Source organism: Deferrisoma camini S3R1 (assembly GCF_000526155.1).
Classification (GTDB): Bacteria; Desulfobacterota; Deferrisomatia; order Deferrisomatales; family Deferrisomataceae; genus Deferrisoma; species Deferrisoma camini.
In genome coordinates, this window is the sequence record NZ_JAFN01000001.1 from 4034851 (window position 1) to 4049417 (window position 14567).

Sequence of the window (14567 nt, forward strand, 5' to 3'; positions counted from 1 at the left end):
AACCGTCATCTGGCCTCTGGCGCGGGCCGCAACCGAAGCGAGGCGCGTTTCATCATGGGGGCAACGGGACACTGCGCAGCGTGTGGTGAACGGGTGGAGGCATACACGGTGGACCTGGGTGGGGTCACTGAGGTCCGGTGCGTCCGATGCGGCCTGCCGCTGGAGCCGCGGCGCCGGTCGTCGGGGGCGTCGGCGGGGTTCCGGCGGGTCCTGGTGGCGGACGACGCCCGGTTCTTCCGCGAGGCCATGAAGGACTTCCTGTGCTCCGAGAGCCTGGCCCGTCGGGTCACGGTGGCGGTGGACGGGGCAGAGGCCGTGGAGCGCACGGTGACGGCCTACCGGGAGCGGCGGCCGCCCGACCTGTTCATCCTGGACCTGCTGATGCCCCGGCTCAACGGGCTCCTGGCGGCCGTGGCGATCCGGGCCGTGGAGCGGGCGTTCGGCGCCGAGCCCGCGCCGGTGGTGTTCTTCTCGTCCCGCCGGCTCGACGCCGGCCTTAAACCGCTGCTGGAGAGCCTGGCTCCGGCCTTCTACGTGAACAAGGGGCCGGGCACCCAGCAGATCCTGGGGGAGCGGCTCTCACAGGTTCTCGCGGCGGTGCGCCGGGGTTTCCCGCTTGACTTGCCCGGGGGCCGTGGGTAGCATGGCCCCCAAGGCTCGGAGGATGCCATGCAACTGGAACAACTGGGCCTTTTGGAGCAGCGACTGGAGCGGCTCGCGGAGCTGTTCGTTCGGCTGAAGGAGGAGAAGTCCGTCCTGGAGCGCAGCCTGGCGGAGAAGGACGAGCGGTTGCGCACCCTGGAACGCGAGGTGGACGGTTTACGGCAGGAGCGGGATCTCATCCGATCACGGTTGGCCCGCATGATTGAGACGATCGAGCGCCTCGAGGCCATGGAGGCGCCCGAGCCCGGAGTGACCGTGTGAACGCCTACCGGGTCGAGATCTTCGGCCAGACCTATGGGCTTCGGAGCCAGGCGGCCGAGGAGCACGTCCAGCGGGTGGCTCGGTTGGTGGACGCGCGGATGCGCGAGGTTGCGGCCCAGACCCGTTCGGTGGCCACGGTGCAGATCGCCGTGCTGGCCGCCCTGGAGTTGGCCAGCGACCTTTTGGACGAACAGGAGAACCAGCGCAGACTCCTGGAGTGCGTCGAGAGTCGGTGTGCCGAACTGGTGAGGCGCATCGACAGCCGGGTGCCCGAAGCGCGCCCGGATGCCGAAGAAGAGGTGGTTCCCCTGCTGTGTTCGTGATTCCGAATGGAAGCTGTTGAGCCAACGCAACGGTAGACGGGAGCCTTCCCTGGCCGTGGACCGTGCTCCCCTTCGCGGGGAACCGACGAAGCGGCCACAGGGCGCCCACCTTTCCATCCGAGGTTCAACCGAACCTTAAGGAACACGGCACGAGCGGGGGACTTGTTCTCCTCGCCTTCCCGCAAGCGTTCCTCTCCGTCCCCGCTCCTGGGGAACTTCCCGCCGAACCGCCTTCCACACCCCCCCCGCCGGTCCGGCTTGGGACCGTGCGTCGATCAGGAGAGGAGCGTCCGTGGACATGATGGTGACCGTTGTGGTCTGGATCGCGGTGGCCGCGGTGGCGGCCTTGGTGTTGGGGTACGCCCTGGGCCGCAGGGTCTGGAGACGCGAAAAGGCCTCCCACGAGGCCCAGGCCCAGGCCGTGCTGGAGGAGGCCCGGAAAGAGGCGGAGATCCTGAAGAAGGAGGTCGTCCTCCGGGCGAAGGAGGAGGTGCTCGCGGAGAAGGCCCGGCTGGAGCAGGAGATCGAGGGCCGCAAGGGCGAGGTGGTGGCCCTGGAGCGCCGGCTTCAGCAGAAGGAGGCCAACCTCGAGAAGAAGGAAGAGTCCCTCGAGCGCCGGGAGGCCCGGCTGGAGGAACGGGAGGGCGAGGTCGAGGCCCGCAGCCGGGAGCTGGAGAAGGCGGCCGTGGACCTGGAGCAGCGGCAGGCCGAGGTGCTCCGGAACCTGGAGAAGGTGGCCGGCATGAGCGCCGAGGAGGCCAAGGAGGAACTCAAGGCGTCGCTGCTGAGCGAGGCGCGGCACGAGGCGGCCAAGCAGATCCGGGAGATCGAGGAGGAGGCCCGGAAGACCGCCGACAACAAGGCCAAGGAGATCATCAGCCTGGCGATCCAGCGTTACGCCGGCGAGTACGTGGCCGAGCGCACGGTGACCGCCGTGCAGTTGCCCAGCGACGAGATGAAGGGCCGGATCATCGGCCGCGAGGGCCGCAACATCCGGGCGATCGAGGCGGCCACCGGCGTGGACCTGATCGTGGACGACACGCCGGAGACGGTGCTCCTGTCGGGGTACAACCCGGTCCGCCGGGAGGTGGCCCGGATCGCCCTGGAGCGGTTGATCGCGGACGGCCGGATCCACCCGGCCCGGATCGAGGAGATGGTCAAGAAGGTCTCCAAGGAGGTGGAGCGCGAGATCCGGGAGGCCGGCGAGCAGGCCACCTTCGACGTGGGGGTCCACGGCATCCACGGGGAGGTGGTCAACCTGCTGGGCCGGCTGAAGTTCCGGTCGTCGTTCGCCCAGAACGTGCTGACCCACTCCCTGGAGGTGGCGTTCCTGTGCGGCATCATGGCCGCCGAGCTGGGCATCAACGTCAAGAAGGCCAAGCGGGCCGGCCTGCTCCACGACATCGGCAAGGCCGTGGACCACGAGGTGGAAGGGTCCCACGCCGCCATCGGCGCCGACCTTGCGCGCAAGTACGGCGAGGCGTCCGACATCGTCCACGCGATCGCCGCCCACCACGACGAGGTGAAGCCCGAGACCGTGCTCGCGGTGCTGGTGCAGGCCGCCGACGCCCTGTCCGCGGCCCGGCCCGGGGCCCGGAGGGAGATGCTCGAGTCCTACGTCAAGCGCCTTGAGGATCTGGAACGGATCGCCAACGGGTTCGAGGGCGTGGCCAAGTCCTACGCCATCCAGGCCGGCCGGGAGATCCGGATCATCGTGAACTCCGACCGGGTGGACGACGATCGGGCCACGCTCCTCGCCCGGGACGTGGCCCGTAAGGTGGAGTCCCAGCTCTCGTACCCCGGCCAGATCAAGGTGACCGTGATCCGGGAGACCCGGGCGGTGGACTACGCCAAGTAAAAGGGGGCCCCCTCAGGCCCCTGCGGGGGGGCCCACAACGGGAAGGGTAACTTTTATGGGTCCGGGGCCATTGCCGGCGGCGGGGCATGGGTTTCAGGAGCCAGAAGTCAGGGGACAGATGCCAGAAAAAGGGCAAAGGCACTGTGGCCAAAACGACGTCGTGGGACCACGACCCGTCCACTGACATCTGTCCTCTGACCCCTGATCCCCCTGCCCCCGAGCTTCGGCGCGATTCGAGAGCCGCCCGGCCGCCTAGCTGCCTAGCTGCCTAGCCGCCCAGCGGGCCGAAGGCCCTCGACCAACGACTGACGACTGAAGTTCCTGGGAAGGGGCCGGGGGTGTTTGCACGGGGGGGAAACGTGTTATGTATCCCGATCACCCCGCCGGACGGACCCCCGGGGCTGTCTTCATTATCGATCCGGCGACAAAATAGGCCCGTTTCTCCGGAGGGCAGGTTCCTTGCCCCCGATCGGGGAGGGTGGCGTGCCTGCCTGACCGCCGGTTTGGTAGTCTCGACCGTTGCTCATCGGAAAGGAACCGTCGGATGGACCACCGACAGACGAACCCCCTGATCGCCCAGCGGATCCAAAAGCTCGAGGAGTTCCGGCGCCTCGGGATCCCCCCCTATCCCAACGACTTCCGGCCTTCCCACACCGCCGCCGAAATCCACGGGGCCCACGGCGACAAGACGGCCGAGGCCCTGCAGGAGATGGACGGATCCTTTCGGGTGGCCGGCCGGATCATGGCGTTGCGCTCGTTCGGGAAGGCCGCATTCGTCAAGCTTCAGGACCGGTCGGGCCAGATCCAGGTCCTGGTCCAAAAGAACGCGGTGGGGCCCGATGCCTACGCCTGGTTCCGGAAGCTGGACGTGGGCGACTTCCTGGGGGCCACGGGGCCCCTCATCCGCACCCGCACCGGCGAGCTCACCGTGGAGGCCCGGGAGGTGCGGCTGCTGGCCAAGAGCCTGCGTCCCCTGCCCGAGAAGTGGCACGGGCTCACGGACAAGGAGACCCGGTACCGGCAGCGGTACGTGGACCTGATCATGAACCCCGACGTGCGCGAGACGTTCCTGCGCCGCAGCCGGATCATCCGGTTGGTGCGGGAGTTCCTGACCTCCCGGGGGTTCGTGGAGATGGAGACCCCCATGATGCAGCCGATCCCCGGGGGCGCCACGGCCCGGCCCTTCGTCACCCACCACAACGCCTTGGACATGACCCTGTACCTGCGGGTCGCCCCCGAGCTCTACCTCAAGCGGCTCGTGGTGGGCGGGTTCGAGCGGGTGTTCGAGATCAACCGCAACTTCCGCAACGAGGGGCTCTCGAACCAGCACAACCCCGAGTTCACCATGGTGGAGTTCTACCAGGCCTACGCCACCTACGAGGACCTCATGGGCCTGACCGAGGAGCTGTTCGTCCATGTGGCCGAGGTGCTCAACGGATCGACCCGCCTCGTGTACCAGGGCGAGGAGATCGACCTCACGCCGCCCTGGCCGCGGCTGACGGTGCGGGAGGCCGTGATGCGCCACGCCGGCCTGACCGAGGCCGAGGTGGACGATCCCGAGGCCCTGGCCGCCTACGCCCGGAAGGTGGGGCTGGACGTGGACGGCGTGCCCCACGGCAAGGTGCTGGCCGAGGTGTTCGAGGAGGTGGCCGAGCCCCACCTGGTGCAGCCCACGTTCATCACCCAGTACCCGGTGGAGGTCTCCCCCCTGTCCCGCCGGAACGAGCAGGACCCCCGGTACGTGGACCGGTTCGAGCTCTACATCGCCCGCCGGGAGATCGCCAACGCCTTCAGCGAGTTGAACGACCCCATCGATCAGCTGGAGCGGTTCCGACAGCAGGCGGCCCAGAGGGCCCAGGGGGACGAAGAGGCCCACCGGATCGACGAGGACTTCGTCCGGGCCCTGGAGTACGGCATGCCCCCCACCGCGGGCGAGGGGATCGGCATCGACCGGATGGTGATGCTGTTCACCGACAGCCCATCGATCCGCGACGTGATCCTGTTCCCCCACATGCGGCCGGAGTCCTGAGCAGCGATGGAACTCCCCCTGGAACTGTGGGTGGCCCTGCGCTACCTGCGGGGCCGCCGCCGGGAGCGGTTCATCTCGCTGATCACCTGGATCAGCGTGGGGGGGGTGGCGGTGGGGGTCACGGCCCTGATCGTGGTCCTGTCGGTTATGACCGGGTTCGAGCGGGATCTGCGCGACAAGATCCTGGGCACGAACGCCCACGTGGTGGTGTACCCCATGGGGGGCACGCTCACGGACTACCGCCGGGTGACCCGGAAGGTCCGGGCGGTGGAAGGGGTGGTGGCGGCCACCCCGTTCGTGTCGGGCCAGGTGATGCTGGTCTACGGGGGCAACGTGACCGCGGCCCTGCTTCGGGGCGTGGACCCCGAGACCGCCGGCGACGCCACGGACCTGAGCCGGTTCCTGGTGGAGGGGAGCCTCTCGGACCTGACCCGGGACGGGCCCGGCGTGATCCTGGGCCGGGAGCTCGCCCGCAACCTGGGGATCCTGGTGGGGGACACGGTGCAGCTGGTCAGCCCGGCCGGAGGGCTCACCCCCTTGGGGCTGGTGCCCCGCATCCGGGCGTTCCGGGTGAAGGGGCTGTTTGCGTCGGGCATGTACGAGTACGACACGGGCATCGTGGTGACCTCGCTCGCGGAGGCCCAAGACTTCTTGCGTCTGGGGGACGGGGTCAGCGGGATCGAGGTGCGCGTGGCCGACCTGTACGACGCCCGCCGGGCGGCCCGGCGCATCGAGTCGGTCCTGGGCGCCGGGTACTGGGCCCGGGACTGGATGGAGATGAACCGAAACCTGTTCAGCGCCCTGAAGCTGGAAAAGACGGCCATGTTCATCATCTTGGCGCTGATCGTGGTGGTGGCCGCGTTCAACATCGCGGCCACCCTGATCATGGTGGTGCTCGAGAAGTCCCGGGAGATCGGGGTGCTCAAGTCCATGGGCGCCACGGCCCGGACGATTCGGCGGATCTTCGTGGCCGAGGGCATGGTGATCGGGGGGCTGGGAACCGCCATGGGGTTGATCGGCGGCTGGGGACTGTGTTCCCTTTTGGAGCGGTACCGGTTCATCCGTTTGCCCAGTGACGTCTACTACATCGACACCCTGCCGGTGGTGATGGAGCCCGAGGTGTTCCTCATCGTGGCGGGGTGCGCCTTGGCCCTGTGCTTCCTGGCCACCCTGTACCCGTCGTGGCAGGCGGCGCGGATGGATCCGGTGGAGATCCTGCGCTACGAGTGACGAGCCCCCATGGCCCTCTTTTTCCGGCGCAGCAAGAAGGATGACAAGAGCCACGCCGACGCCCTGTACACCAAGGGGCAATGGGCCGCGGCCCTGGCCGCGTACGAGCGCGTGCTGGCCAAGGATCCGGACAACCTGGCCGTGCTGCGGCGGGTGGGGGATCTGCGGGCCAAGCTGGGGCGCACGAAGGAGGCGGCCGAGGCGTACCGGGAGCTGGCCAACCGGTACGCGCGGGGGGGGTTCCTCATGCAGGCCATCGCGGTGTACAAGATCCTGGAGCGCTGCGACCCCGAGGCGGACGACGTGGGCCGGCGGCTGGCCGAACTCTACGCCCAGCGGGGGCTGGCCCGGCGGGGGCGGGAGAAGGAGCGGCCCCTGCCCAAGATCCCCCTGTTCTCGGACCTGGAGCCCGAAGCGTTCCGGCGGGTCCTCCAGAAGACGATCCCCCGGTCGCTGTCCATGGGGGAGACGCTGTTCCGCCAGGGGGATCCGGGGGAGTCGGTGTTCGTCGTGACCTCGGGGGTGGTCCGCGTGGAGCGCCAGGGCACGGTGCTGGCCGAGTTGGGCGAGGGGTCGTTCTTCGGGGAGGCGGCGTTCTTCAGCCACGAGCCCCGGAACGCCGACGTGGTGGCGGTGACCCCGGCCGAGCTCCTGGAGATCCGCCGCGAGGACGTGGAGGCCCTGATCGAGCGGTACCCCGGGGTGGCCGACGCCCTGCACGCGTTCTACCGGGATCGGGTGCTCGACGGTGTGCTGGCGGCGTCCCACGCATTCCGCTCGTTGCCCCCGGAGGAACGAAAGGAGCTGGCCCGCCGCTTCGAGATCGTGCGGGTGGATGCGGGGGACGACGTGGTGCGGGAGGGGGAGGACGACCGTTCGGTGTACATCGTCAAGCGCGGGCGGTTTCGGGTGTGGACGGTGCCGCCCGGCCGGGAGGAGCCGGTCGTCCTGGCCACCCTGGGTCCCGGCGACCTGTTCGGGGAGGTGGCTCTGGTGAGCCGCACCCCGCGCACGGCCACGGTGACGGCCGAGGAGGCGGGCGAGGTGCTCCGGGCCCGGGCCGAGGCCCTGGAGCCGGTGATGGGGCGTCATCCCCAGGTCCGGCAGGCCCTGGAGGCCTTGCGGGACGGCCGGGCACGGGACACCGTGGCCCGCATCCTGGGGAAGAGACCGTGACGGCGGTCCTGCGGGCGGAGGCCCTGGAGAAGTCCTACCCCCAGCCCGGGGGGGAGCTGCGGGTTCTGAAGGGCATCGATCTCACCGTGGAGGCCGGGGCGCGCACAGCGGTGGTGGGGCCGTCGGGTGCGGGCAAGTCCACCCTGCTCCACATCCTGGGAGGACTCGATCGGCCCACCGGCGGGCGGGTGTGGTTCCGGGACGAGGACCTGTTCGCCCGGCGCGACCCGGAGCTGGCGAGGTTTCGGAACCGAAACGTGGGGTTCGTGTTTCAGTTCCATCACCTCCTGCCGGAGTTCACGGCCCTGGAGAACGTGGCGTTTCCGGCCCGGATCGGAGGGGTGCCCCGCAAGGAGGCCGAGGCCCGGGCCGACTGGCTGTTGGAGCAGATGGGACTGGCCGATCGCATCCACCATCGGCCGGGGGAGTTGTCGGGCGGGGAGCAGCAGCGGGTGGCCATCGCGCGGGCCCTGGTGACGGAGCCCCAGGTGCTGTTGGCCGACGAACCGACGGGAAATCTCGATTACAGGACGGGAGAGGCCGTGCACGAACTGTTGCTGGAGTGGAACCGCCGCACGGGCGTGGCCCTGGTGGTGGTGACCCACAACCCCGAGTTGGCCCGGCGGATGGACCGGGTGGTGACCCTGGTGGACGGCCGCATCGCCGCCGACGAAAGGAACGGGACGTGAGCCGCGCCGGTCGGATGGTGGTAGGCGCGGTGGCGACCGTGCTGGTGTGGGTGGCCTGCGCCTGGGCCGCGAACGTGGTGACGGAGGTGCGGGTGCGCGGCAACCTCAGGATCGAGGAGGGCCTGATCCTGCAGAAGGTGGGAACCCGTGCCGGGCAGCCGCTGGACCCCCGCCAGGTGCGCGAGGACATCCGGACCATCTACGGGCTGGGCTACTTCGAGGACGTGGTGGCCGACCTGGGGGACGACGGGGTCCTGACCTTCCTGGTCCAGGAGCGGCCGGCGCTCCGGGAGTGGAGGGCCGAGGGAGCCGAGCATCTGGACCCGGAGGACCTCAAGGATAAGGTGTCCCTTCGGCCCCGAGAGATCCTGCTGGAGGCCCAGATCCAGCAGGCCGAGGAGGCCATCCGGGCCCTGTACCGGGAGAAGGGCTACTACCTGGCCGAGGTCACCCACGAGATCGTGCCGTTGGACGACGGCAAGAACCAGGTGGACCTGGTGTTTCGGGTGAAGGAGGGGGAGAAGGTCCGGCTGAAAACCCTGAACCTGGCCGGTGTGGACCAGGCGAACGAGGAGCAGCTCGAGAAGTACCTGGCCCTGCGTCCCGTGGGGCCGTGGTCGTGGCTGAGCGGCGCGGGCACGTTCCAGGAGACCGACCTGGAGCGGGACCGGGAGATGATCCGGGCGTACTACCTGAACCACGGGTATGCCGAGGCCGAGGTCTTGGACCCCCTCGTGAGCCTCACGGCGGACCGAAGGTGGATCAAGGTGGACATCCCCGTGCGCGAGGGCCAGGTGTACGCGTTCGGGACCGTCTCGTTCTCGGGCGACCTGGAGTTCTCCCAGCAGGAGCTGGCCGAGGCCGTCGGCATCCGCGAGGGGGATCTGTTCCGCAGCGAGGACCTGCGGCGGGCCTACGACAAGGTGACGGACCTGTACGCCGACCTGGGGTACGCGTTCGCCGACGTGAACCCCCGCACCCAGGTGGACCGGAAGCGGCGCACCGTGGACGTGACGTTCGAGATCCACAAGGGGGACCGGATCCGCATCGGTCGGATCGAGGTGCGGGGGAACACCAAGACCCGCGACCGGGTGCTGCGCCGGGAGATGCGCCTGGCCGAGGGAGACCTGTACAACGCCACGGCGCTTCGAAAGAGCGAGCGCGACGTCCGGCGGCTCGGGTTCTTCGAGAAGGTGAACGTGTCGACCCAGCGCCGGCCGGGGACCGACCTGGTGGACATCACGATCGAGGTGGAGGAGAAGCCCACCGGCGCGTTCAGCTTCGGCGCGGGGTACTCGTCGGTGGACAAGATCATCGGCATGGCCAACGTGAGCCAGCGCAACTTCATGGGGTTGGGGTACCAGCTGGCGCTCCAGGCCAACTTCGGCTCCACCCGTGAGACCTACAGCTTCACCTTCAACAACCCCCGGGTGTTCGACACCTACTGGTACTTCGGGTTCGACGTGTACAAGTCGATCCGCAGCTACACCGACTACGACAAGTTCTCGCTGGGGGGGGACCTGAAGCTGGGCACGTCCCTCAACGAGGACTGGAAGCTCCGGGGCATCTACCGGCTGGAGGAGGCCGAGGTCAAGAACGTGAGCGAGTTCGCCTCGACCCTGATCCGAGAGCAGCTGGGCACCACGGTGACCTCGTCGTTCACGGGCCTGCTGATCTACGACACCGTGGACAACCTGTGGGAGCCCCACGCGGGAACCCGGGCCCAATGGAGCGTGGAGTGGGCGGGGGGGCTCCTGGGGGGTGACGCGGCCTACCTCAAGTACGAGGTCGACGCCTCCCACTATGCCCCTTTGTGGTGGGAGCACGTGTTCCACGTCCGGGCCCGGGCCGGGTTCGTCCACTCCCTGCTGGGCCGGGACATCCCGGTGTACGAGCGGTACTACCTGGGCGGCATCAACAGCCTCCGGGGCTTCGACACCCGCAGCATCGGGCCGGTCGATTCCGCCACCGGCGACGTGATCGGGGGGGACAAGCAGATCCTGGTGAACCTGGAGTACCTGTTCCCCCTGATCAAGGAGGCCAAGCTGCGGGGCGTGGTCTTCTACGACGCCGGCAACGCCTGGGACGAGGGGCAGGCGTTCTTCGAGACCGGCCTGCGCCAGAGCGTCGGCGCCGGGGTGCGGTGGTTCAGCCCCATGGGGCCGTTGCGCCTCGAGTGGGGGTACGTGCTCGACCGCAAGCCGGACGAGGATCAGGCCCAGTGGGAGTTCACCATCGGCGGGTTCTTCTGAGGGGGCTGGCAGGCGTTTCTGCGGGTCGGGGCCATTGCCGGCGGCGGGGCATGGGCTTCAGGAGCCAGAATTCAGCTCCAGTAGACCGCGAGGCGGCCTGTTTGCGAAGAAATAACTTCGAACCGATCCCCGCACAGTTTCGGCGGTGGGGCATGGGGTCCGCTTCCGGCCGCGCGCGAAGCCGGGCATTGAAATTCGCCGCGCAGGCACGGGGCATCAGCGGTGGTTTCATGACAGACCGGTCGACACGAACGATTTCACGGGGCAAGCGGTGGAGGCGCTGCGCGGCGAGCCAAGGAGCCGCACGCGGCTCTCCAGCAGACCCCATGCCCCTCAGAGACTGTTGTGATGGCAACCATTAGAGATAAAAGATGTTTTTAGCCTTCCGACTTCCTAGCCCTTTTGGGGGGCCGAAGGCCCAGACCGACGACCGTTGACCGACGACCGAAGTTGATCAAAGGAGCCGTCGCTTCCATGGATTTGAGGAGGACGAGATGAGACGGGTTGCGATCGTGGTGGGGGTGATCCTCTTGGCGGGGTTCCTGGCGCCCGCGGTGCGGGCGGCCGAGACGGTGAAGATCGGGGTCGTGGATCTCCAGCGTTGCCTGAACGAGTCGCGCATGGGCAAGAAGTACAAGGCCGAGTTCACGGCCGAGGCGGACCGCCGGAAGGCCGAGCTGGAGAAGGAGGAGGCCGATCTCAAGGCCCTGCGCGAGGAGATCGAGAAGCAGGGCCTGGTTCTGTCGGAGACGGCCCGGGCCGAGAAGGAGCGGGAGTACAAGGAACGGCTCGCAGCGTTCAAGGCGAAGTTCCAGGAGAGCCAGCAGGCCCTGCAGCGCAAGGACCAGGAGCTGACCCGTCGGATCCTGCGGGACCTCCAGAAGGTGGTCCAGAAGCTGGGGGAGACCGAGGGGTACACCCTGATCCTGGAGCGCCAGGAGGGCGGCGTGTTGTTCATGCCCAAGGCGATCGACATCACCGACGAGGTGATCCGCCGGTACGACGAGGGCCTGCCGGCCGAGTGAGCCTGCCGCCCGCGGCACTCCAGCAGCCCCCATGCCCCCGGGCTTTGGCGCGGTCCGAGAGCCCCCTGGCCGCCTAACCGCCTACCGGGCCGAAGGCCCCAGACCGACGACCGTAGTCCGAGGGCGGCGGGTTCTCGATCGGTTTCGGCGGAGGCATGGGGCCTGCTTCCGGCCGCGCGCGAAGCCAGGCATGAGATTCGCCGCGCAGACACGGCGCTGCAATAACGGTTTCATGACGGTCCGGCCGGGGACGAACGGTTTCACGGTGCAAACGTTGGAGGTCCTGCGCGGCGAGCATGGGAGCCGCGCGCGGGTCTCCAGCAGACCCCATGCCCCCCGGGCTTTGGCGCGGTCCGAGAGCCGCCTGGCCGCCTAGCCGCCTACCGGGCCGAAGGCCCCAGACCGACGACCGTAGACCGATGACCGACGACCGAAGTTACCAGGAGTCGCCATGACACTGGGTGAGTTGGCGGAGAAGCTGGGAGCCGAGCTGCGGGGCGACCCGGCGGTGGAGGTGACGGGGGTGGCCACGCTCGACCGGGCCGGGCCGGGCGAGGTGTCGTTCCTGTCGAATCCCAAGTACCGGCCGCTCCTGGCCACCACCCGGGCCGCGGCCGTGATCGTGGCGCCGGCCGAGGCCGTGGAGGGGCGGGCCGCCCTGGTGACCGAGAACCCGTACCTGGCGTTCGCCCGGGCGGTGGAGCTGCTGCATCCGCGTCCCCGGCCCGAGCCGGGGGTGCACGAAGGGGCCTGGATCCATCCGGATGCCCGCCTGGAGGAGGGGGTGACGGCCCTGCCCGGCAGCCGGGTGGACGCCGGCGCCCGGGTGGGGGCCGGCACCGTCCTGTACCCGGGGGTGTACGTGGGTCGCGGCGCCCGCGTGGGTCGGGGCTGCGTGCTCCACGCCAACGCCGTGGTCCGGGAGGAGTGCGTTCTGGGGGACCGGGTGGTGCTCCAGCCGGGCGCGGTGGTGGGTTCGGACGGATATGGGTACGCCCGGGACGGCCACCGCCACGTGCCCATCCCCCAGGTGGGGCGGGTGGTCCTGGAGGACGACGTGGAGGTGGGTGCGAACACCACGATCGACCGCGCCGCCCTGGGGGAGACCCGGATCGGCCGGGGCACCAAGATCGACAACCTGGTGCAGATCGGGCACAACGTGACCGTGGGGGAGGACTGCCTGATCGTGGCCCAGGTGGGGGTGAGCGGCTCCACCCGGATCGGCCACCGGGTGGTCCTGGCCGGGCAGGTGGGCGTGGCCGGCCATCTGAGGGTCGGGGACGGGGCCATGGTGGGGGCTCAGTCGGGCATCGGGTCCGACGTGCCGGCAGGGGCCGTGGTGTCGGGGAGCCCGGCCATCCCCCACGGGGAGTGGCTGCGGGCCCAGGCGGTGGTCAAGCGCCTGCCGGACCTGCGGCGGGAGATGAAGGCCATGGAGCGGCGGTTGGCCGAGCTGGAGGCCCGGGTCCGGGGCCGGGCGGCCACCTCGCCTTCTGTTGATCCGGCGAAAGAATAGACGCGTCACTGCGGAGGGAGGGGCGAGGGACCTGCAGTTCAGGAACCAGGAATCAGCGGACAGGGGACAGGAGGAAACCGCATAGCCAGGCCCCTGTCGACTGGACTCTGAAATCTGTCCACTGACACGGCTGCGCCCGTCTCTCCGGCAGATCCCTTGCCCCTTTGATCAGGGATCAAGAGCGCCTGGTGATCCGCCGGGTTGATAAGGAGGACCGATGATCGACATCCAGCAGATTCTTGCCTGTCTGCCCCACCGCTACCCCTTCCTGCTGGTGGACCGGGTGGTGGAACTGGTCCCGGGCGACCGGATCGAGGCCCTCAAGAACGTGACGGTGAACGAGCCGTTCTTCACCGGCCACTTCCCGGGGCGGCCGATCATGCCGGGGGTGCTCATCGTGGAGGCCCTGGCGCAGGCGGGGGGCATCCTGGCGCTGCAGACGACGCAGGAGTGCGTGGAGGGGAAGCTCATGCTGTTCCGGGGCATCGACCGGGTGCGGTTCCGCCGGCCCGTGGTGCCCGGCGACCAGCTGCGGCTCCACGTGCGGGTGGAGAAGCGTCGCCAGGGGTTCTGGAGTTTCGAGGCCGCGGCCCGGGTGGACGGGGAGGTGGCGACCGAGGCCCACCTGTCGGCCGTGATCACCGAGGGATAATCTACAAGAGCCAACGGCCGAGCCCCCGGTGGTGGAGCCCACCCCCGGGCGCCGAGGAGGCGGGTCCGCCCGTCCACCCCGCTTCGGTCGGAGTGGCGAGGAGAAAGACATCGTGACCAAGATCGACCCGCGGGCCGTCGTGGCCGAAGGGGCCGAGATCGCCGAAGGCGTGGAGATCGGGCCCTTTGCCGTGATCGGGCCCCACGTGAGGATCGGCCAGGGCACCACCGTCGGGGCCCACGCCGTGGTGGAGGGCTGGACCACCCTGGGGGAGGGGTGCCGGGTGTTCCCGTTCGCCTCCGTGGGAACGATCCCCCAGGATCTCAAGTACGGCGGTGAGGAGGCCCGCCTGGAGATCGGCGCCCGCACGGTGATCCGGGAGTTCACCACCGTGAACATCGGCACGGCCGGGGGGGGCGGGGTGACCCGGGTGGGGGACGACTGCCTCCTGATGGCCTACAGCCACGTGGCCCACGACTGCCAGCTGGGGGACCACGTGATCCTGGCCAACGCCGTGAACCTGGCGGGCCACGTGGTGGTGGAGGACTGGGCCATCGTGGGGGGGCTGTCGGCCGTGCACCAGTTCGTGCGGATCGGGGCCCATGCGTTCATCGGCGGCTGCTCGGCCGTGACCCTGGACGTGCCGCCGTTCGTGTCGGCCGCTGGCAACCGGGCCAAGCTGTTCGGCCTGAACCTGACCGGGCTCAAGCGCCGGGGCTTCGGGGACGAGGCCCTCAAGGCCCTGAGGCGGGCCTACCGGACCGTGTTCCGGTCCAAGATGACCCTGGAGAAGGCGCTGGCAGAGGTGCGGGCCGGGCCGGACTTCGAGGTGGCCGAGGTCCGCCGGTTCGTGGAGTTCCTGGAACGATCGGAACGGGGAGTGACGCGCTGAC

Annotated in this window: 12 protein-coding genes, 1 other RNA gene and 1 pseudogene; all 14 read left to right on the forward strand. The window is 69.3% G+C overall.

From position 1 onward, the window contains the following. Positions 1 to 93 precede the first annotated feature (93 nt). The 14 genes and pseudogenes from DEFCA_RS21090 to lpxA all read left to right on the forward strand — a co-directional run bounded on the left by DEFCA_RS21090 (position 94) and on the right by lpxA (position 14566). Positions 94 to 642, forward strand: coding sequence for a response regulator (locus DEFCA_RS21090; RefSeq protein ID WP_051463288.1), 549 nt, complete (start codon positions 94 to 96; stop codon positions 640 to 642). 27 nt (positions 643 to 669) lie between these two features. Continuing rightward, entirely contained in the window at positions 670 to 924 is a 255-nt protein-coding gene (locus tag DEFCA_RS0117785; protein WP_025324348.1) for a hypothetical protein, read from the forward strand. Further along, a pseudogene (locus DEFCA_RS24600) lies at positions 921 to 1169 on the forward strand (cell division protein ZapA); the annotation flags it as partial. The gene DEFCA_RS0117785 and the pseudogene DEFCA_RS24600, both read left to right, overlap by 4 nt. 57 nt (positions 1170 to 1226) lie before the next feature. Beyond that, positions 1227 to 1411, forward strand: a non-coding RNA gene (gene ssrS / locus DEFCA_RS21800) — 6S RNA. Positions 1412 to 1545: 134 nt separating this feature from the next. Further along, complete coding sequence (gene rny / locus DEFCA_RS0117795; RefSeq protein ID WP_025324350.1) at positions 1546 to 3105, forward strand: ribonuclease Y; 1560 nt, start codon at positions 1546 to 1548, stop codon at positions 3103 to 3105. 544 nt (positions 3106 to 3649) lie between these two features. Then, a complete protein-coding gene (gene lysS / locus DEFCA_RS0117800; protein WP_025324351.1) occupies positions 3650 to 5134 on the forward strand; it encodes a lysine--tRNA ligase in 1485 nt (494 codons plus the stop codon). A gap of 6 nt (positions 5135 to 5140) precedes the next feature. After that, the gene (locus DEFCA_RS0117805; RefSeq protein ID WP_025324352.1) at positions 5141 to 6364 is read left to right on the forward strand and encodes a lipoprotein-releasing ABC transporter permease subunit; all 1224 of its coding nucleotides are present in this window, start codon (positions 5141 to 5143) and stop codon (positions 6362 to 6364) included. Between the two features lie 9 nt (positions 6365 to 6373). Next, complete coding sequence (locus DEFCA_RS0117810; protein WP_025324353.1) at positions 6374 to 7540, forward strand: cyclic nucleotide-binding domain-containing protein; 1167 nt, start codon at positions 6374 to 6376, stop codon at positions 7538 to 7540. Continuing rightward, positions 7537 to 8229: an ABC transporter ATP-binding protein gene (locus DEFCA_RS0117815; RefSeq protein WP_025324354.1), complete on the forward strand. Its 693-nt coding sequence runs from the start codon at positions 7537 to 7539 to the stop codon at positions 8227 to 8229. The genes DEFCA_RS0117810 and DEFCA_RS0117815 overlap by 4 nt, the downstream gene beginning before the upstream one ends. Continuing rightward, a complete protein-coding gene (gene bamA, locus DEFCA_RS0117820; RefSeq protein WP_025324355.1) occupies positions 8226 to 10481 on the forward strand; it encodes an outer membrane protein assembly factor BamA in 2256 nt (751 codons plus the stop codon). The genes DEFCA_RS0117815 and bamA overlap by 4 nt, the downstream gene beginning before the upstream one ends. 494 nt (positions 10482 to 10975) lie before the next feature. After that, complete coding sequence (locus DEFCA_RS0117825) at positions 10976 to 11506, forward strand: OmpH family outer membrane protein (RefSeq protein ID WP_025324356.1); 531 nt, start codon at positions 10976 to 10978, stop codon at positions 11504 to 11506. A gap of 451 nt (positions 11507 to 11957) precedes the next feature. Further along, complete coding sequence (gene lpxD, locus DEFCA_RS0117830) at positions 11958 to 13022, forward strand: UDP-3-O-(3-hydroxymyristoyl)glucosamine N-acyltransferase (RefSeq protein ID WP_025324357.1); 1065 nt, start codon at positions 11958 to 11960, stop codon at positions 13020 to 13022. 217 nt (positions 13023 to 13239) lie between these two features. Continuing rightward, positions 13240 to 13674 carry a 3-hydroxyacyl-ACP dehydratase FabZ gene (fabZ, locus tag DEFCA_RS0117835; protein ID WP_025324358.1) on the forward strand — a complete coding sequence of 145 codons (435 nt, stop codon included), beginning with the start codon at positions 13240 to 13242 and terminating at the stop codon, positions 13672 to 13674. Between the two features lie 112 nt (positions 13675 to 13786). Next, a complete protein-coding gene (gene lpxA, locus DEFCA_RS0117840) occupies positions 13787 to 14566 on the forward strand; it encodes an acyl-ACP--UDP-N-acetylglucosamine O-acyltransferase (RefSeq protein ID WP_025324359.1) in 780 nt (259 codons plus the stop codon). Position 14567 lies beyond the last annotated feature (1 nt).

What these genes read in the sequence shown, in the direction of transcription:
- lysS (WP_025324351.1), top strand. Translation starts at nt 3,650, where the DNA reads ATGGACCACCGACAGACGAACCCCCTGATCGCCCAGCGGATCCAAAAG.
- fabZ (WP_025324358.1), top strand. Translation starts at nt 13,240, where the DNA reads ATGATCGACATCCAGCAGATTCTTGCCTGTCTGCCCCACCGCTACCCC.
- DEFCA_RS0117785 (WP_025324348.1), top strand. Translation starts at nt 670, where the DNA reads ATGCAACTGGAACAACTGGGCCTTTTGGAGCAGCGACTGGAGCGGCTC.
- lpxD (WP_025324357.1), top strand. Translation starts at nt 11,958, where the DNA reads ATGACACTGGGTGAGTTGGCGGAGAAGCTGGGAGCCGAGCTGCGGGGC.
- DEFCA_RS0117825 (WP_025324356.1), top strand. Translation starts at nt 10,976, where the DNA reads ATGAGACGGGTTGCGATCGTGGTGGGGGTGATCCTCTTGGCGGGGTTC.
- DEFCA_RS0117805 (WP_025324352.1), top strand. Translation starts at nt 5,141, where the DNA reads ATGGAACTCCCCCTGGAACTGTGGGTGGCCCTGCGCTACCTGCGGGGC.
- DEFCA_RS0117810 (WP_025324353.1), top strand. Translation starts at nt 6,374, where the DNA reads ATGGCCCTCTTTTTCCGGCGCAGCAAGAAGGATGACAAGAGCCACGCC.
- rny (WP_025324350.1), top strand. Translation starts at nt 1,546, where the DNA reads ATGATGGTGACCGTTGTGGTCTGGATCGCGGTGGCCGCGGTGGCGGCC.